This is a genomic window from Haloferula sp. A504 (genome assembly GCF_044385805.1).
Lineage (GTDB): Bacteria > Verrucomicrobiota > Verrucomicrobiia > Verrucomicrobiales > Akkermansiaceae > Haloferula.
This window is the reverse complement of sequence record NZ_JBISBU010000062.1, coordinates 1-19258: the sequence shown is the minus strand read 5'-3', so window position 1 is coordinate 19258 and position 19258 is coordinate 1. Positions and strand designations below refer to the sequence as shown.

At 65.1% G+C, this 19258-nt stretch carries 17 protein-coding genes; 11 read left to right on the top strand and 6 right to left on the bottom strand.

The window, feature by feature from the left end:
• The first annotated feature begins 59 nt into the window (after positions 1–59).
• On the top strand, positions 60–458 hold the full coding sequence (locus tag ACG2LG_RS20180; protein ID WP_396262101.1) for a hypothetical protein: 399 nt from the start codon (positions 60–62) through the stop codon (positions 456–458).
• 9 nt (positions 459–467) lie between these two features.
• On the opposite strand, the gene ACG2LG_RS20175 is transcribed toward ACG2LG_RS20180, so the two are convergent.
• From ACG2LG_RS20175 to ACG2LG_RS20155, 5 genes are all read right to left on the bottom strand, one after another.
• Positions 468–896 carry a hypothetical protein gene (locus ACG2LG_RS20175; RefSeq protein WP_396262100.1) on the bottom strand — a complete coding sequence of 143 codons (429 nt, stop codon included), beginning with the start codon at positions 894–896 and terminating at the stop codon, positions 468–470.
• A 100-nt stretch (positions 897–996) separates the two neighbouring features.
• Entirely contained in the window at positions 997–3621 is a 2625-nt protein-coding gene (locus ACG2LG_RS20170; protein ID WP_396262098.1) for a leucine--tRNA ligase, read from the bottom strand.
• A gap of 111 nt (positions 3622–3732) precedes the next feature.
• On the bottom strand, positions 3733–4656 hold the full coding sequence (locus tag ACG2LG_RS20165) for a GyrI-like domain-containing protein (RefSeq protein WP_396262097.1): 924 nt from the start codon (positions 4654–4656) through the stop codon (positions 3733–3735).
• A gap of 109 nt (positions 4657–4765) precedes the next feature.
• On the bottom strand, positions 4766–5224 hold the full coding sequence (locus tag ACG2LG_RS20160) for a thioredoxin family protein (RefSeq protein WP_396262095.1): 459 nt from the start codon (positions 5222–5224) through the stop codon (positions 4766–4768).
• Positions 5225–5238: 14 nt separating this feature from the next.
• A complete protein-coding gene (locus tag ACG2LG_RS20155) occupies positions 5239–5697 on the bottom strand; it encodes a thioredoxin family protein (protein WP_396262094.1) in 459 nt (152 codons plus the stop codon).
• 77 nt (positions 5698–5774) lie between these two features.
• On the opposite strand from ACG2LG_RS20155, the gene rdgB reads away from it, so the two are divergent.
• Together rdgB and ACG2LG_RS20145 are read left to right on the top strand one after the other, a co-directional pair.
• A complete protein-coding gene (rdgB, locus tag ACG2LG_RS20150; protein ID WP_396262092.1) occupies positions 5775–6371 on the top strand; it encodes an RdgB/HAM1 family non-canonical purine NTP pyrophosphatase in 597 nt (198 codons plus the stop codon).
• Between the two features lie 68 nt (positions 6372–6439).
• Positions 6440–6955: a peptidoglycan endopeptidase gene (locus ACG2LG_RS20145; RefSeq protein ID WP_396262090.1), complete on the top strand. Its 516-nt coding sequence runs from the start codon at positions 6440–6442 to the stop codon at positions 6953–6955.
• Here the strand turns inward: ACG2LG_RS20145 and ACG2LG_RS20140 are convergent.
• Positions 6949–7296 carry a hypothetical protein gene (locus tag ACG2LG_RS20140; protein ID WP_396262088.1) on the bottom strand — a complete coding sequence of 116 codons (348 nt, stop codon included), beginning with the start codon at positions 7294–7296 and terminating at the stop codon, positions 6949–6951. The genes ACG2LG_RS20145 and ACG2LG_RS20140 overlap by 7 nt on opposite strands.
• 59 nt (positions 7297–7355) lie before the next feature.
• On the opposite strand from ACG2LG_RS20140, the gene ACG2LG_RS20135 reads away from it, so the two are divergent.
• The 8 genes from ACG2LG_RS20135 (at position 7356) to ACG2LG_RS20100 (ending at position 19098) form a co-directional block, all read left to right on the top strand.
• Complete coding sequence (locus ACG2LG_RS20135; protein WP_396262086.1) at positions 7356–8291, top strand: cation diffusion facilitator family transporter; 936 nt, start codon at positions 7356–7358, stop codon at positions 8289–8291.
• Between the two features lie 95 nt (positions 8292–8386).
• Entirely contained in the window at positions 8387–8911 is a 525-nt protein-coding gene (locus ACG2LG_RS20130; RefSeq protein ID WP_396262085.1) for an RNA polymerase sigma factor, read from the top strand.
• 21 nt (positions 8912–8932) lie between these two features.
• Complete coding sequence (locus ACG2LG_RS20125; protein ID WP_396262083.1) at positions 8933–11176, top strand: von Willebrand factor type A domain-containing protein; 2244 nt, start codon at positions 8933–8935, stop codon at positions 11174–11176.
• 70 nt (positions 11177–11246) lie between these two features.
• Entirely contained in the window at positions 11247–13388 is a 2142-nt protein-coding gene (locus ACG2LG_RS20120) for a glycoside hydrolase domain-containing protein (RefSeq protein ID WP_396262081.1), read from the top strand.
• A 279-nt stretch (positions 13389–13667) separates the two neighbouring features.
• Entirely contained in the window at positions 13668–15020 is a 1353-nt protein-coding gene (locus ACG2LG_RS20115) for an alginate export family protein (protein ID WP_396262079.1), read from the top strand.
• Positions 15001–16338 (top strand): serine hydrolase domain-containing protein, encoded by a 1338-nt coding sequence (locus tag ACG2LG_RS20110; RefSeq protein ID WP_396262078.1) that lies wholly within the window; start codon positions 15001–15003, stop codon positions 16336–16338. The genes ACG2LG_RS20115 and ACG2LG_RS20110 overlap by 20 nt, the downstream gene beginning before the upstream one ends.
• Before the next feature lie 278 nt (positions 16339–16616).
• The gene (locus ACG2LG_RS20105) at positions 16617–17915 is read left to right on the top strand and encodes a glycosyltransferase family 4 protein (protein ID WP_396262076.1); all 1299 of its coding nucleotides are present in this window, start codon (positions 16617–16619) and stop codon (positions 17913–17915) included.
• 97 nt (positions 17916–18012) lie between these two features.
• Positions 18013–19098: a CNNM domain-containing protein gene (locus tag ACG2LG_RS20100; protein ID WP_396262075.1), complete on the top strand. Its 1086-nt coding sequence runs from the start codon at positions 18013–18015 to the stop codon at positions 19096–19098.
• The last annotated feature ends 160 nt before the right edge of the window (positions 19099–19258 follow it).

The window sequence follows — 19258 nt, the reverse complement described above, 5'->3', positions numbered from 1 at the left end:
ACGACTCTTGGCGGGGACTGGAAGATTGACCCGGCTCCACAATCTGGCATCACCCGGGCATGAGCCGCCATGGTCCGATGCATGATCCGTTTGTCTCCGGCATGATCTTCAGGCTCGAAGGGGCGATTCACGACTTCGACCGCGAATCCCGCAACTCGGGCCAAGCCGGGCCGAAGGATTCGGAGGTGAAGTCCGCCCTCCAGAAACTCGACAAGAAGCTCGCAGGCAAGCCGCCGAAGAAGGCGGGAGACGGCACGGTGGCGGCGCTCTACGTCCTCTTGGGCGAAGTGAGCGACGGCATCCGCGCCTCGGGTCCTTCGGCGGCCGACCTGCGGGTGGCGCTGCGGGGCATCGTCGAATCGCTGGATACGCGGCGAGAGGCGGCGGGGCACTCCCGGGGCTATCTGGACTTTCTCGGGCCGTTCATCGAGCAGGCGCGGGGTGGTAGCAAAGAGTGACGCCGCCCCTCAGTCCAGCGGCAGATTCGGCTGTTGCGGGGCTTCGGAAAGGTCGCCGTGGACGCCGCGGGTGATGATGTCGTCGGTGGCCTGCGCGAGATATTGGGAGAGGACCTCCGAGAGTTCCTTGAACTCGGGCCAGAGGACGATGTCGAGGCGCTTCTTGGTGATGCGCAGCATCACGGTCGAGTGGCGCTGGCGCGGGTAGCGGTAGGGCTTGAGCCCGTGGCGTCGGGCCAGGGCGAGGAAGAGCTTCCGTTTCCACGGGTCGGGCAGGCTGAACTGGAATTCTTCCTCGACCTGCTCGGTCTCGGTGTCGAGCCGCATGACGAGCCGGTTGAGGGCGGATTCCGCAGCCTGCTTTTCTCCCATCTCCCCGGTGCCCTGGTAAAGGGCCTCGATCTTCCGGATGCGGGCGATGATTTCGTCGCGGGTCATGGCGGGGCGCCTATCCGGAGAATTGCCGGGATTCAAGCTCCGGAATCAGTTCGCCACGATGTTCATCCTCCTTCGCCAAGGCTTCGGAGGACAGGCCACGTCAGTTGGCCACAATGTTGACCAACCTTCCGGGGACGACGATGACCTTCCGCACCGTCTTGTCCTTGGTGAACTCTTGAACCTTGGTGGAGGCCTGGGCCGCGGCCTCGATGTCTTCCTTCGGAGCGTCCTTCGCTACCGTGATCTTGTCGCGGAGCTTGCCGTTGACCTGGACGACCAGCTCGATCTCCGACTCGACGAGGGCGGACTCGTCGTAAGCCGGCCACGGCTGGGTGGCGAGCTGCGTGTCGTGGCCGATGAGCTGGTTGAGCTCCTCGCTGAGGTGCGGAGCGAAGGGGTTGAGGACGTGCAGCAACAGCGTGAACTCGGCCTTCGGCACGACCTCGGCGGCGGTGAAGGCGTTGGTGCAGACCATCATCTGCGAGATGGCGGTATTGAAGGACAGCCGCTCGATGTCCTCGGTGACCTTCTTCACGGTTTCGTGGACGACCTTGAGCAGGGCCTTGTCGGTGCAGGGAGCATCCTGAAGCTTGGACGAGACGGTCCATTCGCCGGCCTGGTTCTGCTCCATGGCGACACGCCAGACGCGGGCGAGGAAGCGCGACACGCCCTCGACGCCCTTCATCTGCCACGGCTTGGTGTCGGTCAGCGGGCCCATGAACATTTCGTAGAGGCGCAGCGCGTCGGCGCCGTAATCGCGCACCACTTCGTCGGGGTTGACGACGTTGCCACGGGACTTGGACATCTTCTGGCCGTCCTCACCCAGGATCAGTCCCTGGTTGACCAGCCGCTGGAAGGGTTCGTTGGTCGAGACGTGGCCGAGGTCGTTGAGGACCTTGTGCCAGAAGCGGGCGTAGAGCAGGTGCAGCACGGCGTGCTCGGTCCCGCCGACGTAGAGGTCGACCATGCCCGTGGCCGGGCCATCCTGGCCCGTTGCCGTGGAGGGTGGATCGGCGACGGGGCTGGAAGCCCCGGCCACATCTCCGCCCTGCCCGCTCCAGTAACGCTCGGCCTCCTCGGAAATGAAGCGGTCATTGTTACGAGGATCGCAGTAGCGAAGGTAGTACCAGCAGGACCCGGCCCACTGGGGCATGGTGTTGGTTTCACGCTCCAGCCTGTCGCTGTAGTGGATCCAGTCGGTTGCCTTGACCAGCGGGCCGCGCGGGTCGCCGGTCGGCTTGAAGTCCTCCATCTCCGGCTGAAGCAGGGGCAGTTCGTCTTCCGGCAGCGCGGAGTGCTCACCGGTTTCCTTGTTCCACAGCAGCGGGAAGGGTTCGCCCCAGTAGCGCTGGCGGGAGAAAAGCCAGTCGCGGAGCTTGTAGTTGATCTGGCCCCGGCCTTTGCCGTTTTCCTCGAGCCAGGCGATCATCTTCGCCTTGGCTTCGGCGGTGGGCAGGCCGTCGATGAATCCGGAATTCACGGCGGTGCCGGGGTCGGTGTAACCCTGCCAGTCGGCGTCGCCGGTCGGTTCGACGACCTGCAGGATGGGCAGCTCGAACTTCTTCGCAAATTCGAAGTCGCGCTCGTCGTGGGCCGGGACGGCCATGATGGCGCCGGTGCCGTAGCCCATCATCACGTAGTCGGCGATCCAGATGGGGATCTGCTCGTCGTTGACGGGATTGATCGCATAGCCGCCGGTGAAGACGCCGGTCTTGTCCTTGTTGAGGTCGCCCCGCTCCATGTCGGACTTGCTGGCGCAGGCCTTGATGTAGTCCTCGACCGCTGCCTGCTGGTCTGCGGTGGTGATTTCCTCGACCAGCGGATGCTCCGGCGCGAGGACCATGTAGGTCGCGCCGAACAGGGTATCGGGACGGGTGGTGAAGACTTCGATTTGGAACTTGGAATTTGGAACTTGGAACTTCACCTCCGCCCCTTCCGAGCGGCCGATCCAGTTCTTCTGCAGCAGCTTGATCCCTTCCGGCCAGTCGAGCGGGTCGAGTTCGTCGATCAGGCGCTGGGCGTATTTGGTGATGCGCAGCATCCACTGGCGCAGCGGACGGCGCTCGACGGTCTCGCCCTTGGCGCGCCATTCCTCGACCTCCTCGTTGGCCAGCACGGTGCCCATCGACGGAGACCAGTTCACCGGCGCCTCGTGGATGTAGGCGAGGCGGACGTCGTCGATCTGCTCGCGGGTCCAACCCTTGGCTTCCAGTTCGCTGACGGGACGGGCCTTCTGCCGTTCCTCGTCGAAGTAGGCGTTGTAAAGTTGGAGGAAGATCCACTGGGTCCAGCGGACGTATTCCGGATCGGTGGTGGCGATCTCGCGGTCCCAGTCGTAGCCGAAGCCCAGCGACTTCAGCTGGCGCTTGAAGGTCACGATGTTGGCCTCGGTGGTGACGCGGGGATGCTGGCCGGTCTTGATGGCATACTGCTCGGCGGGCAGGCCGAAGGAGTCCCAGCCCATCGGGTGCAGCACGTTGAAGCCCTGGCGGACCTTGGTGCGGCCGATGATGTCGGTGGCGGTGTAGCCTTCCGGGTGGCCGACGTGCAGGCCCGAGCCGGAGGGGTAGGGAAACATGTCGAGGACGAAGAATTTCGGCTTCGAGGCATCGAAGTCGGCATCCCCCGGATTGGGCGTGCGGAAGGTTTTCTCCTCGTCCCAGGTCTGCTGCCACTTGGGCTCGAACTGGTCGAAGGGGAATGGTTTGCGGCGTTCGTCACTCATGGCTCGGGGCCGCGGAAATTGGGGGGTGGGGCGGATTTTGAAAAGGAAAACTCCGGTGGGAGAAGACCCGGGCCGGAAGATGCCGATTTCATAATCGGCGCTCCATGCCGGCTACTTCGCGGGAATGTGGACCACGGTGACGAGCTCGTTCTCGGGCGTGTTCTCCGGGTCGCTCTCGTAGATCTCGAAGGGAGCGAGGCGCTTGCTGGCATCGAAGACCTTGCTCCGGGCATGCATCATGCCGGCGGCCCAGGCGTTGCCAAGGTGCTGGTAGGGGCCGGTGTGGCGCACCCGGTAGGCGCGGCAGGCGGGACGCGTGCCGCCGACAAATCCCGCCGGGGCTTCGGCCGGAGCCTCGAAAAACGGAAGGCACACCGTGTAGCGGCACCGGTCGCGGGCCGGCGACCAGCTCGATACCGACGAGAACGGGGCGGAGCTGGGGGTGAGACCGCTTTCCGCCAGCCACTCGTGGAGCCGGTCGAAGTCCTGCTCCATGTGGCCGCTGATTTCGCTGATCGGGCACTCGGTGTTGATGCCGACGTAGGCGGTCGCGGGGATCTCCGCGATGCCGGGAAACTCCAGTTTGCTGGGCACCTCGCCGGTTTCGATGAGCGCCTTGAGCATCGACAGCCCGCGGTCGTAGTCGGAGCCGATGTTGCCGGCCATCATCGACTTCATCCAGAACATGAACCAAGGGAGGGTTCCGTTCATGGTCCAGGTCACTTCGGTGCCGCCATCCACTTCCGCAAATTGGAAGCCGACGCTGCTGGTGGATTTCCACGGCTTGAGGAAGGTGAGCAAGAGGTCGATCGATCCGGGTGCCTGATCGCCGGCGATCTCGAGAAAACCGCTGCCAGCGACCGGACCCTCCCAATCGTAGCGCCGGCCGTCGTCCGAAAAGGCCAGCGTGGCATGAGGGTCGGCGATCAGCCAGGGGGACCATTTCGGCCAGCTCCTGAAATCGCGGACCACGGCATGGACCGCTGGGGCAGGGGCTTCGATCCGGATCGAGCGGCAGACTTCAAAGGTGGGCATGGTCGGAGGAGCAGGTTGCCATGCACGCTGGTGATGGCCGGGCGTTCTGAAAAGAAAAACCCCGCCGCGGCGGGGCCGGGCGGGGTGGATGGATATCGGGATGGTCGCCTCAGGAGGCCTTCTTCGGATCGTAGCCTGCGACCAGCTCCTTGAGCTTCTTGACCCACTTGTCGGGATCGTCGCCGAACTCACCGAGGTCGCCGGAAATCTTGTTGCCCTCGTGATCGAGCATCCAGACGGTCGGGTAGCCACCGGCCAGGTACCGGTCCTTCAGCTTCTCGTTCTGCTTTTTTACCGCGGCAGGAAGTTCCTTTTTCCGGGGGAAGTCGGCCTCCATCAGGATGAGGTTCTCCTTCGCGTAGGCCTTGAAGGCGTCGGTGGTGAACACCTTCTTCTCGAGGCGGATGCACCACCCGCACCAGTCGGAGCCGGTGAGGTTGATCAGGATGGGCTTGCCGGACTTCTTGGATTCGGCCTTGGCGGCCTCCCAGTCCGTGCCCCAGCCCTCGGCCATGGCGAGGCCGGCGGTGAGCAGCAGGGCGGCGATGGTGCGGGAAATGGTGGTCATCACGGGGAGAAGGTCTACAGAAGGTCCTTGTCCTCAAGCGCTTTTTCGATGTGCGCGAGGAACTTTTCGACCGTGGGATGCCGCGAGGCGAAGAAACGGGTGAACTCCTTGCCGTCCGAATCGAAGAGAATCACCGTCGGGTAGCCCTCGATCTCGTATTTCTTGGCGTAGGGCTGGTTCTTCTTCTTCAGCTCCGGATCGCCTTTCGGAAAGTCGAGTTCGACGAGGATGTAGTTCTCCGAGGCCTTTTCCACGAACTCCTTCTTCGAGAAGACGTTCTTGCGCATGGCGATGCACGGCGGGCACCAGTCGGAGCCGGTGAATTCGACCAGAACGGCCTTGTCCTTCTCCTTCGCCTCCTTGAAGGCGGCTTCGAGATCGGTGCTCCAGCCTTCCAGCGTGGTGGCAAAGGCGGAACCGACGAGTGCGGCGGCCCCCAGCGTGAAGGCGGCCAGGTGAGTGATTGCTTTCATCATGGAGTTTGCGTCAGCAGAGCCGCCAATATTTCAAATTTCTTGGCCAAGCGTCTCGGGGAGGATAGCGAATGCCCATGACTTCCGAGAAACCCCGGCTGGTCGTGGCCACCCGGAATGCGCACAAGACCGCGGAGATCCGGGAGATGGTCGGCGATCGCTTCGAGGTGCTGGACGCCACCGCGTTTCCCGGGCTTTCCGAGGTCGAGGAGACCGGCACCACCTTTCTGGAGAATGCGACCCTCAAGGCGGTGGCGGTGAGCCAGGGGGTGGGAGGCCTGGTGCTCTCCGACGATTCGGGCCTGGAGGTGGATGCCCTCGATGGCCGGCCCGGGGTCTGGTCGAGCAGCTTCGGTGGCGAGGAGGGAAACCACGCGAAGAACAACGAGCGGTTGATCCGCGAGATGGCCGGGATCGCGGAGAGGTCGGCGCGGTTTCGCTGCGTGATGGTGCTGGCGAGGGACGGCGAGGTGGTGGCGGACTTTTCCGGGGCGGTCGAGGGCCGGATCCTCGACCGAGCACAGGGGGAAGGGGGCTTCGGCTACGATCCGCTGTTTGCGCCGGATGGCCACGACAGCAGCTTTGCGGAACTGGGTTCGGAGGTGAAGAACAGCATGAGCCACCGGGGGCGGGCGCTCCAGGAGGTGATGGCCTGGATGGAGGCGCAGGGCTGAAGCCCTCAAATTACTTAGGACGTAAAAACTTTTTGGAAAAATTAAACAAATATGGTAGATCGCGCCTTATGAACCGTCGCTCATGGATTGCCTTGTCGGTTTCGACACTCGGATTCACCGCCTGTGGCCGCCAGATCAAGGCACGCCAGCCGGTTTCCTATCAGTTTGACCACGGCCGCACCGCCTTGCTTCGCGGAGGCCTCGCCTATGCCCCCAAGAACGCTCCCTTGGCGGTCAAGCGGGCGATTCAGGCCGGCAACCGCCTGCAGGACAAACCCTACAAGTGGGGCGGCGGCCATGCGGTGCTGGACGACGTCGGCTTCGATTGCTCGGGTGCGGTCTCCTACGTGCTGCGCCATGCCGGTCTGCTCAACGGGCAGATGCCTTCCAGCGGCTTCTTCAGCTACGGCGACCGGGGTCCGGGGAAATGGATCACGATCTACGTTCGCAGGGGCCACGTCTTCATGACCGTGGCCGGGCTGCGGCTCGACACCGGCTGGGGATCGAACCGGAGCGGCCCGCGCTGGCTGACCAAGACCCGCCCGGGAGCGGGCCATGTCCTGAGACACCCTCCCGGCTACTGAGAGCCGTTCTGGGCGCGCTCGACCGGATCGTCCTTCCACATGAATAGGGCCTTCAGGACGTCCATGAAGTCGGGCTTCAGCGTGTGCGCCTCGCGCTCGATCTCGACCGCCGCCATGGCCACCTCGGGTTGGTCCTCGAGGCGTTGTGCCGTCCGGTTCGTCTCGAAGTTGTCGAGGAGCAGGTCGCGGATTTCACTGTGAATTTCCAGCAGCTCGCTGGCGGGCCCGGCCAGCGGATGATCCGCCCCGGTCGCCTCAAGGGCGGAGCGCACCTTCGCTTCCGCAGTCCGGAGGCGGTCCTTCAGAGTCGTGCAGACTTCGCGCGTGGTCGCATTTTCCATCCGGAATCTTGGCACGTATTGGTTATTGCGCAAGCGATCGGGTATTGCCGTGCGGCCTGATGAGCGGAAAGATGGAGAGCCGGATGGAGGACCATCGCCCCAGCATCGACGAACGCCGCGTGATGAATTTCTCCCTCGTGGTCGCGGTCGTCCTGCTCGGGGTGAAGGTGACGGCCGCGATCCTCACCGGTTCGGCGGCGATCTACTCGGATGCGGCCGAGTCGGTCACCCACGTGCTGGCGGTCGGCTTCGCGGCGTGGGCGCTGAGGCTCTCGCACAAACCGTCCGACGACACCCATCATTTCGGACACGACAAGGTGGCCTTCTTTTCCGCGGCGCTCGAAGGGGCGATGATCAGTGCGGCAGGCGTGCTGATCTTCTACGAGGCGGCCCGCCAGTATCGGCTGGGCTCGCCGGTCGAGGCGCTCGATCTCGGCTTGTGGCTTACCTCCGCAGCGGCGGTGGTGAACACGGTGCTCGGACTGGCGCTGCTCAGGGTCGGCCGGCGCCGGCGTTCCGGCCTGCTGGAGGCAAATGGCGAGCACGTGCTGGCCGACGTGTGGACCAGTGTCGGCGTGGTCCTGGCGCTGCTGCTCGTGCGCTGGACCGGCGATGGCTGGTGGGATCCGCTGTTTGCCGGGATCGCGGGGGGCAAGCTGCTGTGGACCGGTGTGCGGTTGATGAAGCGCAGCTTCGGCGGGTTGATGGACAAAGCCGATCTCGAGGTCGAGGCGAGCGTGCGTGACCTGCTCGACGGCGAGTGTGCCAACCGCGGGTTCTCCTACCACAATCTCCGCCACCGGCATTCGGGGCGGACGCATTGGGTCGAACTGCACCTGGTGATGCCGGATGGCGTGGGCCTGCGCGAGGCGCACGAGGCCGCCACCGAGATCGAGGCCGGCATCGCGGCGCTCCTCGAACCCGAAGGAAGGGTGATCACCCACCTCGAGCCGCGCTCCGCCGAGGACCGCGAGGAAAACTGGGAGGCGAGGTAGACCATGTTGCGGGGCTTCCGTGTTTCGGTGTTTCGGAAAGAAGGCCTTTTCCTGTCACAATCCCTCCGGCTCGCAGCAATGGACCGTGAAGAGCCATGCAAGCTGCGACCGTCATCGACTTTCCCATTATGGACCGCGCCCGATTCGCTGATCTGATCCGCGACCACCACCGCGGGCTTCTGGCCTACGCCATTGCCCTCGTGAAATCCGAAGCCGCCGCCCGTGACCTCGTTCAGGAGGCGAGCGTCGCGGCCTGGCAGAGCCTTGCGAAGTTCGACGTCACCCGAGACTTCGGCACCTGGATGCGGGGCATCGTCCGCAACAAGTGGCGGGAGTACTGCCGCCGCCAGTCCCGCGAGATTCCCCTCGATGAGGAAACCCTTTCCCGGCTGGAGCAGCCCTTCGAGCGCTCGCCGGACGACTCGGATCTGTTCGCCCGGCTGGCCGAGTGCCGCTCGAAGCTGCCCGGGCCGATGGCCGAGGCCGTCCGGCTGACCTACGACGAGGGTCGTACCTCGGACGATGCCGCCAAAGTCCTTTCCACCACCGCCGCGGCGCTGCGCAAGCGCCTTGAGCGGGCCCGTGAGGCGCTCCGCCTCTGCCTGTCCCGCAACGCCTGAAACACCAATCCACTCATCATCATGAAACCGGAAGACGAACTGATCGACGCGCTGCTCAAGGAGCAGGCCCGTCAACGCGATGCCGACGAGGAACTGCTCGCCGCCATCGACACGGCGCTGGATGCCGGGCCGAGCAAGGCACAGGCCACATCCCGATGGCGTACGGCGCTGCCGCTGTCCATCGCGGCCGGCATCGCGATCTGCGGCGCCATCATTTTCCAGCAACGCCAGGATTTCGCCCCCGAGTTGGCCGTCAATGAGATGGCTCCGCCCGAGCCCTCCGTGACGCCCGCGGGCGACGTGCTGCCCCCGGAAATGGCGGCGCTGCCGGAGGTGTCCCCCGCGCCCGGAGCCATGTCTGCGCCCCCTGCGTTGGAGTCTGCGGCCAAGGGAGCGGATCTGAAGTCGGAGTATGCCGAGCTTACCGAAAGGGAAGCGCAGCCCCAGGAAGCTCTGGAAGAGCCGGACGAGACACGGTTTGCCGATCTGGCACCTGCTCCGGGAAACGTGGCGCCAGCTGAGGAAGCGACCGAAGCGTTGGTGGAAGCTCCCGCTGCGGACGCCGCCCCGATGGCCCAGGCCAAGCGTGCAGATCTCGACAAAGGTAGCAATGGCGGCGGAGGCGCGGCAGGCGTTCAGATCGAAGGCGAGGCGATGACTCGGGATCGTTTGATGCTGCGGGAAGTGGCGGAGGCTCCCGAAATCGTCGTGCCCGCTGCCCCTGCGCCCGCTGTCGGTGATGCACGGAGTCTGACGGGTCGGCTTCCGGCGGTCAGGGGAAAGATGGTCGAGCCGCCGGTCGTGCGTCGGCCCCATCCGGTCCCGCACCCGCTCCCCCATCCTGAGCCCGATCTGTCCCGCGAAAACTACGGCCAGCTCACCGACCAGCCCTGGAAGTCGCCGTGGGATGATGCCCTCTCGACCTTCTCGATCGATGTCGACACGGCTTCCTACACGAATGTCCGCCGCATGATCCGCGAGGGCCGGACGATCCAGCCGGACGCGGTGCGCATCGAGGAACTGGTGAACTACTTCGACTACCGCTACCCGCAGCCGGAGGGTGACAGCCCCTTTGCGGTGACCAGCACGCTGGCGACCTGCCCGTGGCAGCCGCAGCATCTGCTCGCCCGGGTGGCGATCAAGGGCCGTGAGATCGACAACAACGCACGCCCCGCCTCCAACCTGGTGTTCCTGATCGACGTCTCCGGTTCGATGCAGTCGCCGGACAAGCTGCCCATGCTCAAGCGGGCGATGACGACGCTGATCGACTCGCTCGACGAGCGCGACCGCGTCGGGATCGTCGTTTACGCCGGCACCGAAGGGGTGGTGCTTTCCCCGACCGAGCTCACGGAGAAGGGCAAGTCGAAGGCGCTGCGCCAGTTGGCGAAACTCGAGTCGGGTGGCTCGACCAATGGCGGCGCCGGGCTCTACCGGGCCTACCAGATGGCGTTGAAGAACATGATCGACGGCGGGGTGAACCGCGTGATCCTGGCCACCGACGGCGACTTCAACGTCGGCAACACCGGCGAGGGGACCCTGGTCGAACTGGTGAAGAAGAATGCCGACAAGGGCGTGAGCCTGAGCGTGCTCGGCTTCGGCACGGGCAACCTCAACGACTCGATGCTCGAGGCAATTTCCAATGACGGGAACGGCAACTACTTCTACGTCGACGGCGATCGCGAGGCGAAGCGGATCTTCCTCCAGAAGCTCAGCGGCACGCTGGTGACCATCGCCAAGGACGTGAAGATCCAGGTCGAGTTCAACCCCGGCAAGGTGAAGGCCTACCGCCTGATCGGCTACGCCAACCGCGTGCTGCGCAATCAGGACTTCAACAACGACAAGGTGGATGCCGGCGATATCGGCGCCGGCCACACGGTCACCGCCTTCTACGAGATCGTGCCGGTGGGCGTCGATTCCCCGGCCGTGGGCGATGTCGACGACCTGAAATACCAGCGCCCCGCCAACCGCCGCGAGGTGGTCGAGAGCGACGACTGGTTCACGCTGAAGCTGCGCTACAAGCATCCGGAGGGCGACAAGAGCCGCCTGATCGAGACGCCGGTGACCGGCGAGCCGGTGAAGTGGAAGAAGGCCGGTGCGGATTTCCGGATGGCTTCCGCCGTCGCCCTCTTCGGCATGAAGCTCCGCGGCATGGAGGAGGTCGAGGACATCAACTGGGATCGGGTGATCGAGATCGCCAAGCCCGCCCTGGCCGATGATCCCCAGGAAGAACGGGCCGAGTTCCTCGATCTGGTGCGGGAAATGTAGTGGGCGCGAGTCCGGGGCCCGCGCCCCGGACTCGGTTTTGGCCCGCGACGTGCTAGGGCAGGGGCCAGAGATGCCCGACAAGCCCATCGATCTGCCCGCGGTTTCGCGGGTGGATCCTTTTCTCGGCACCGCCGAGTCCGATCTGCCCGACCCCGTGGGGATCGCCGGCAGCTGGTGGCGTCCGAAGCCGCCGGTCGGCAATACCCATCCCGGCGCGACGCTTCCCTTCGGCATGGTTTCGGCCTGCGCCTACTCGGGTGCCTACGTGACCGGCTACGGCCGCTACGCGCTGTCCCTCGATGGCGGGTCGCCGCCGGTCGAGTTTGAGAATCACGAGGCGCTGGGGATCGCGCATTTCCAGCAGAGCGGCACCGGACGCATCCGCAGCTACTACAATTACCTGCTCACCACCCCGCTCGGGGCCGATGGCCTCGAGGGACGCGTCGAGCGCCGTCCGCTGACCGATGAGAAGGCCTGGCCGGGCTACTATGCGGGCCGTATCGCCGAGGTGGAGTTCGAGCTGGCCGCCCTGCCGAGGGGCATGCGTCATCGGTACCGCTTCCCCGAGGGGGTCGGGGCCCACCTCGCCGTGGAGCTTTCGGCCGGAGGCCTCCTGATCGAGGGCATGGGGAGCTATCCCCAGGGTGGTGGGTGGCGGATCACCGACGAGGGTGCGGTCGAGGGGCAGGTGGTGATGGAGGGGATCCCGGTGCACTTCCACTGCGTGGCACCGGGTGCCGAAGGCTATCTGTGGGAGGAGGAAGAGGAGATCGAGGCGACCCGCTACGAGGTCTCGCTGGAAGTGCAGAAGCGCCAGCCGACCTTCGGATTCGCCTTCCGTGGCGGGGGCCGGGACATCGAACTCACCTTCGGGTTTTCGCTGCGGGAGGCCGAACGTTGTCGGGTCGCTGTGGCCTCGGCATCCGATTTCGACAGGATCGCCCGCAGTGCGGCGGAGAGCTGGGAGGAGGTGCTCTCGAAGGTCGAGGTCGAAGGTGGCGCCGACGCCCAGCGGGAGGTCTTCGAGACGGCCTTCTATCACTCATGCATCAAGCCGGCGGATTTCCGCGACGAGAATCCCTTCAGCCGGGAGCCGGGCCCCTTCTTTCTCGACCTTTCCACCCTGTGGGACCTCTACAAGACGCAGCTTCCCCTGATGATGACGCTGTGGCCTGAGCGCGGGGCCGACTTCGTCGAGTTTCTCTGCGAGGTGGCCCAGCGCGAGGGGGTTTTCCCCATCAGCTATCTCATGGACAACACGCCGGACCGCTTCACCAAGCAGGCGAGCGGACTGTGCCATGCGATTCTCGAGGACGCGCGGGTGCGGGGGATCGAGGCGGACTGGGACCGGGTTCTTTCGCTGCTGTGGCGGACCAGCCAGAGCGGCAAGGGCCGCAAGGGCCGGTTCGGTGAGTATGCTCGCAGGGGTGTGGTCGATCCACTCTCGCACACGCTCGATCTTTCCTACGCGCACTTCTGCATGGCGCGGATGGCGAGGGGGGTGGGACACCAGGTCATCCACGATCGCGCCACTGAACTGTCGAAGCATTGGGTCAATGCCTTCGACGACCAGACCGGACTTCTGCGCGAGGACTCGACCTACTACGAGGGGGAGAACTGGAACTACTCCTTTCGCTTCCTGCACGACATGAAGGGCCGCATCCGGCTGGCACGAGGGGAACGTCGCTTCGCGGCGCTGCTCGATCGGTTCTTCGGCTTCGACGAGCCGGAGCACGGCGAGCGCCTGTTCCGTTTCGAGGGCCTGAACAACGAGCCGGACATGGAGGCTCCCTATGCGTATCTCTACGCCGGGCGCCATGATCGCACCGCCCAGGTCGTGCGCCGTGTGATGGACTGCCAGTTCACCACCGGGCCGGGAGGGCTTCCAGGCAACGACGACTCCGGGGGCCTGTCGTCCTGGTTCGTGTGGAGCGCGGCCGGGTTGTTTCCGGTTTGTGGTCAACCGGTCATGCTGATCGGAAGCCCCCTGTTCAGGCGTGCGACCTGGCACCTGCCCGGAGGTGATTTTTCGGTTGTGGCCGAGGGCAATGGTCCGAATCGGTTCCAGGTGAGATCCGCCTTCCTCAATGGCGAACCGCTCGACCGCTGCTGGCTGAAGATGGAGGAGTTCCTCGGAGGGGGCGAGTTGCGCCTCGAGATGGACGAGGAAAGCCACGGATTCGCCGCCGAGTCGCGTCCGCCGAGCTACTGATGCACGGACCGGCACCGCGAAGAATGACTTGCATCCTTCGTGCCACGGACTTTGATCCATGGCCTGAAAACCCTGCACGAGCGGCGGCTCCACCCCGGGCCGAGTCATGCCATGTCCCCTTCCTCTCCAAGTTGGTTCCGATCGTTTCCGGGGCATCCGGTCCGCCTTTCCTTCCATCTCCGGAGCCTGGCAGTGACGGCGCTGGGTGCGGGTCCCGCCTTTGGAGGGCTCATTGGCGGGCTCATCGCCGAAGGGTCCCCACCGGTCGCTTCCGATCCGATGCTGCTTTATCAATCGGAGAACCTGACGGTGCGCGGGCAGTTCCAGGCCGGGCTCAACCTGGTGGCCGAGACCAACCTGTTCTGGGATCTCGCGAGCCGGGCGGCCGGGAACACGGCGTTTGAGGCCGACACCCAGTGGCTGGAGGGCTTCATCGAACCAGGGCTGGGCTTCGAGCGGCGGTTGGGTCCGGACTCGTCACTCTTCGGCAAGCTCTCGGCCGTGGGTTCCTACACCGCCGGCACCGATGCCTTCGACACCGGCGACGTCGGGCGTTTCACGCTGGAGGAGGCCTATCTGGGATATCGGGCGGACCTCGGGGGTGGGTGGGCCATCGAGACCTCGCTCGGTTCGCGTGCGCTCACGCTGGGGACCGGGATGCTGATCGCAAACGGCGGTGCCGACGGGTTCGAGCGGGGAGCGCTCAAGTTTGGTCCCCGGGAGGCCTGGGAGATGGCGGGCATCCTGCAGGTGTCGCGGAATCGCGCCAAGGCGACCGCCTTCTACCTCGAACCCAACGAGATGGCTTCGAACGACACCGCCAACCGGATGGCGGGAATCGACCTGCGCTGGGACGGCGAGGGTGGAGGTTTCGCCGGGCTGACCTACCTGCATGTCCTCGAGTCCGAAGCCCCCTACCCGCAGGCCGCGCCGGGGGGCGTCGGGGCGCCGGCCTTTCTGCCCGGGGCTCGCGACGGGTTGAACACCGTGAACTTCTACGGGCGCACCGAACCCTTCGAGGGCCCGCTCGAGGGCCTGGCACTGGCCCTCGATGCGGCTTGGCAGTGGAACGACCGCATCGACCTGAGGGCATGGGGCGGCCGCATCAAGGCCGAGTACACCTTCGCCGGCCACCCGTGGCGGCCGGTGCTCTCCTACTCCTACCAGGTCTTCAGTGGTGACGACCCCAAGACGCGCCGGCTCGAGCGGTTCGACCCGCTCTACTACGACGGTGCCCCGAAGGCATGGGCGACCGGCTCGAAGTCGGCGATGGTCTTCATCAACTCGAACGTGCAGGCCCACCACCTCACACTGGCCGTGACCCCGACCCAGCGGGACATCATCACCCTCCGCTACGCCCACGTCCGGGCCCACCAGTTGCGCAGCCCGGTGCAGTTCGGGCAGGCGACCCGGGTCGACTTCTCCGGCGGGACATCGACGGTTGTGTCCGGCGTGACCGATGCTCACTTGTCCGATGACTTCTTTCTCGAGTACACGCGGGTCATCAACCCCCACACCTTCCTCACCGGCGGGTTCAGCATCTCGATTCCCGGCAAGGGAATCGACCGCGCCTCCGGTGGTGACGCCCCCAACTGGACCGGAGCCTTCCTCAATGTCGTCGTCAACTACTAGAACCCCCGTCGTGGCCGCCGTCGCGGCCGCCGCCCTCGTGCTGAACCTGCCTGCCGCCGAGAGGCCGGCCCCGCCCGATGCCACGGCGTCGGACCCGGTGGCGCTCGGCTGGATGCAGGGCTTCCCACCGCCGCCCGACAAGCTGATCATGCAGCCGGATTCGGACTTCTTCAGCTTCCCGAAGATGCGCTGGACGGTCTGCCACATCCGCGAGCTGATGCCGACCAAGCAGGTGAGCCGGGGAATCGGCGCGCCGGTACCGCTGACCTACTCACCGGACGGCCCGGCCCCCGGCGACGCCATCGACGCGCTCACCTTCACCCCCATCGGTGGCACCGAGCCGATGACCTGGAAGGACTCGCTGGCGGCCAACTACACCGACGGCATGCTGATCCTCCACAAGGGGGAAGTCGTCTACGAGAAGTACTTCGGCGCCCTCGACGAGGCCGGCAAGCACGCCGCGATGTCGATGACCAAGTCGATGACCGGGCTGCTCGCCGAGATCCTGGTGGCCGAGGGCAGGCTCGACGACACCGCCACGGTCGCCTCGATCGTGCCCGAACTTGGGGACAGCGCCTTCGGTGACGCCAGCGTGCGCCAGGTTATGGACATGACCACCGCGCTCGACTACAGCGAGGACTACTCGGATCCCGAAGCCGACATCTGGGTCTACTCGAAGGCGGCGAGCCCGCTGCCCAAGCCCGCGGGCTACGAGGGTCCCAACGGCTACTTCGAGTACCTGCGGACGGTGAGCAAGGAGGGCGAGCACGGCGAGGCCTTCGGCTACAAGACGATCAACACCGACGCGCTCGGCTGGATCGTCTCGCGCACGGCCGGCAAGGACCTCGCCCATCTGCTGTCGGAACGCATCTGGACCCGGATCGGCGCGGAGCAGGACGGCTACATGACCGTCGATGCCAAGGGCACGCCGTTCGCCGGCGGCGGACTGAGCGCCGGCCTGCGTGATCTCGGGCGGATCGGCCAGCTGATGCTCGACGGCGGCGAACTCAATGGGGTGCGCCTTTTTCCGAAGGAGGTCGTCGACAACATCCGCGGTGGAGGCGACAAGGCGGCCTTTGCCAAGGCCGGATACAAGACGCTGCCGGGCGGGAGCTATCGCAGCATGTGGTGGGTGTTTCACAACCGGCACGGGGCCTATGCCGCCCGCGGCGTGCACGGGCAGACGATCTACATCGACCCCACCGCGGAAATGGTGCTGGTCCGGTTTTCGTCCCACCCACAGGCCAAGAACGGCTACATCGACCCGACTTCGCTGCCGGCCTACCAGGCGGTCGCGGAATACCTGATGGCGCGCTGATCCACCCGCCAATGCGGGATCCGGGCACACCGGCGCGTACCCTGATGATCCCGCAGGTCAAGGGAGACCCCGGGAAGCGAGAGGGTTCTCGCGGTCGCCGCCAGGGATGCACCCCGGGCTCGACCCGCACGGACGGAGCCATGGTGTCCATCCGTCGGCGAAGCTCCGCCGGCGGCGTGAGAAGTGCGGGCCGGTGCCGATATCTTCAGGAAGCGACGGCAGGGATGGCACGGAATCTGCCTCCGTCCCGTTTTCACCTTTAAAGGAAATCTCCTAACATGGAAATCGATCCCTCCACCCAGAAGATTCGCAGCGCCGTCTTTCTCGTTCGTGCCGACCCGATCATTTGCGGTCATTCGACCGAAGCGCGCAACCTGGCGGAAGCCGCGATTGCGATGGGGATCGAGGAGGTCCGGATCGTCTCCTATCCGCTCGAGACGCTGGAAAACAGCTCGCTGCCGCTGAAGCCGATCGAGACGGTGGATCCGTATTCCGAGGGCATCACCGTCGATCGGCCGGAGCCGCTGGGCGACTACAAGGTTCTCGATGGACGCCTGACGCTGGGAATGGGCGGGCACATCGTCGACCTGCTCCACAAGCTTCCCGGCCGGACCCTGCTCATGGATCTCTACCTGGTCCCTCATGGCATGATGGTGATGCAGGCGGTCAACAGCTTCCGCAATTCCGGTCTCGCTTCCTCGGTATTCACGATCGGGGAGGCGGTCGGTTCAGACATCACCAACGTCGTCAACAACGCCCTCGCCGAGGGTCGCCTTGGCGCCGCCCAGATGGTGCTCTCCAATTTCCTTGATCACGACCACCCGGTGGCGGTCAGCCAGTTCACCAAGAACCTGATTGTTGAAGCCGGCCGCAAGGTCGACCTGGCCCTCGGCACACGCTTCACCAGCCAGCTCCAGCGCCGGGTGGGAGTCAGCTTCCCGGCCATCGATACCGATGCCTACCTGACCCTCGACCAGCAGCCCGAAGTCGTCGACAAGGCTCTCGAAGCCCGTGGGCTGGAGCGGGACGGCTACGTGATGTTCCTTTCGCGGATCGCGCCGGCCAAGGGCGTCGATGATCTCCTTGAAGCCTGGCGGACCTGCGAACTGCGCGGCGGAAAGAAGCTGATCATCTGCGGCAACGGACCGGCGAAGGAAGACGTCGAGGCGCTGGCCGCGGAGTTCGGCGATGTGCGGGTGCTCGACGATGTCAGCGACTCCGAGAAGGGGGCGTTGATGAACGGTTGCTTCGCCTGGTGCCTGCCGAGCAAGCCGCGTCCCGAGTTTGTTGAAACCTTCGGCATCGCGGTGGCCGAGAAAATGCTGGCCGGCGGGTTGGGGCCGGTGATCACGACCCATACCGGCGGCATCCCCGAGGCCAGTGGAGGCCATTGCCTCGTTCACGAGGCAGGCGACGTCGCCGGTCTGCGCGACTGCCTCAACCGGGTCGGCAGGATGACCCTTTCGCAGCGGCGCCATCTCGCCACCGAGGCCCGCACCTTCGCGATGCGGTTCGATCGAACGAACATCCTCGCCAAGTTGTTCGAGGCAGCCGGCGAATCGATGCGCGCGGCTTGAACCGGGGGCCGGACGGATTTTCGTTGCGGACCGGCGGGACGGCTTGAGAATCCCGGCTTGTGATTGATCATCTCGCCACCGCTCCGGAGTCCCTGGCATGACCCTCCTAGTCGTCTATGTTCTCATCGCGCTGGGCTTCTCCTTTCTCTGCTCGGTGCTGGAAGCGACCCTGCTCACCCTGGGACCTTCGACGATCGAGGCTGCACGCCGGGGGGGAGCCCGGTGGGCGGAAGTCATGGCCGGACTCAAGAGCGACATTGATCGCCCGCTTTCCGCCATCCTCACCCTCAACACCATCGCCCATACGATGGGAGCTGCCGGTGCAGGCGCACAGTATGCAAAGGAGTTCGGCGCCGGCACCGAGGCGGTCTTTGCCGGCGTGCTGACCTTTGCGATTCTCATCTTCACCGAGATCATCCCCAAGACCCTGGGTGCGCGCTTCGCCGTGCAACTGGCCCCGGGAACCGCCTGGTTGCTGCCGAAGCTGATCTGGCTTCTCAAGCCGCTGGTATGGCTCTGCGGACAGGTGACGCGCCTGATCACCTTCGGTCGCGCCGCCGCCAAGCCGATGCATCGCGAGGAGTTGCTCGCGGTCGCCCGACTCGGCGAGGCCGAGGGCGAACTGAAGACGAGTGAGACCACCATCGTCCGGAACATCCTCCAGCTCGGAGACGTCGGCGTGACCGACATCATGACGCCTCGCCCGGTGGTGTTCATGCTCGACAAGGATCTTCCCATCGAGGATTTCGCCGAGCAGATCGAAGGCAAGCCCTTCTCGCGGATCCCATTGATCGACAGCGACAATGGCCAGATCGAAGGCTTTGTCATCCGGGCGGAAGTGCTCCTCGCCGCCGTCAAGGGAGAGACGGGAACCCTCGAACAGTTGAAGCGGCCCGTGCATCTCGTCCCCAGCTCGGTCCGTGTCGATCGGGTCTTCGAGATGATGCTGGCGGAAACCCATCAGATGATGATGGTGCAGGACGAGTTCGGCACGACGGTCGGCCTCGTCACCCTCGAAGACGTGCTGGAAACCATCGTCGGCGTCGAAATCGTCGATGAACACGACCAGATCGCCGACCTCCAGGTCCTGGCCCGGAAGCTTTGGAAGGATCGGGCGAAGCGCATGGGAATCCCCACCGAAATCGACCCATCCCAGGCGAATCCCGAGAAATCCGCAGATTGATTCACTCCCCTGAACCATTCCCTGGAGAGTGTTGGCGTGGTGGCATTCGGGGATGCCGGGAGAGTTGAAAAAACTTCTCGAAAGGTATTGACCGTTGGGGGCTGGGCTGTAGGTTCCCCCCCGCCGCGCCTCCGGGGGTGGCACGAGAGACTTGGAGTCG

Bases quoted from the DNA above. Each gene is read 5' to 3' on its own strand.
- ACG2LG_RS20100 (WP_396262075.1), top strand. From the start codon at position 18,013: ATGACCCTCCTAGTCGTCTATGTTCTCATCGCGCTGGGCTTCTCCTTT.
- ACG2LG_RS20170 (WP_396262098.1), bottom strand. From the start codon at position 3,621: ATGAGTGACGAACGCCGCAAACCATTCCCCTTCGACCAGTTCGAGCCC.
- ACG2LG_RS20180 (WP_396262101.1), top strand. From the start codon at position 60: ATGAGCCGCCATGGTCCGATGCATGATCCGTTTGTCTCCGGCATGATC.
- ACG2LG_RS20120 (WP_396262081.1), top strand. From the start codon at position 11,247: ATGCCCGACAAGCCCATCGATCTGCCCGCGGTTTCGCGGGTGGATCCT.
- ACG2LG_RS20140 (WP_396262088.1), bottom strand. From the start codon at position 7,296: ATGGAAAATGCGACCACGCGCGAAGTCTGCACGACTCTGAAGGACCGC.
- ACG2LG_RS20115 (WP_396262079.1), top strand. From the start codon at position 13,668: ATGCTGCTTTATCAATCGGAGAACCTGACGGTGCGCGGGCAGTTCCAG.
- ACG2LG_RS20175 (WP_396262100.1), bottom strand. From the start codon at position 896: ATGACCCGCGACGAAATCATCGCCCGCATCCGGAAGATCGAGGCCCTT.
- rdgB (WP_396262092.1), top strand. From the start codon at position 5,775: ATGACTTCCGAGAAACCCCGGCTGGTCGTGGCCACCCGGAATGCGCAC.
- ACG2LG_RS20155 (WP_396262094.1), bottom strand. From the start codon at position 5,697: ATGAAAGCAATCACTCACCTGGCCGCCTTCACGCTGGGGGCCGCCGCA.
- ACG2LG_RS20135 (WP_396262086.1), top strand. From the start codon at position 7,356: ATGAGCGGAAAGATGGAGAGCCGGATGGAGGACCATCGCCCCAGCATC.
- ACG2LG_RS20125 (WP_396262083.1), top strand. From the start codon at position 8,933: ATGAAACCGGAAGACGAACTGATCGACGCGCTGCTCAAGGAGCAGGCC.
- ACG2LG_RS20130 (WP_396262085.1), top strand. From the start codon at position 8,387: ATGCAAGCTGCGACCGTCATCGACTTTCCCATTATGGACCGCGCCCGA.
- ACG2LG_RS20160 (WP_396262095.1), bottom strand. From the start codon at position 5,224: ATGACCACCATTTCCCGCACCATCGCCGCCCTGCTGCTCACCGCCGGC.
- ACG2LG_RS20165 (WP_396262097.1), bottom strand. From the start codon at position 4,656: ATGCCCACCTTTGAAGTCTGCCGCTCGATCCGGATCGAAGCCCCTGCC.
- ACG2LG_RS20145 (WP_396262090.1), top strand. From the start codon at position 6,440: ATGAACCGTCGCTCATGGATTGCCTTGTCGGTTTCGACACTCGGATTC.
- ACG2LG_RS20110 (WP_396262078.1), top strand. From the start codon at position 15,001: ATGTCGTCGTCAACTACTAGAACCCCCGTCGTGGCCGCCGTCGCGGCC.
- ACG2LG_RS20105 (WP_396262076.1), top strand. From the start codon at position 16,617: ATGGAAATCGATCCCTCCACCCAGAAGATTCGCAGCGCCGTCTTTCTC.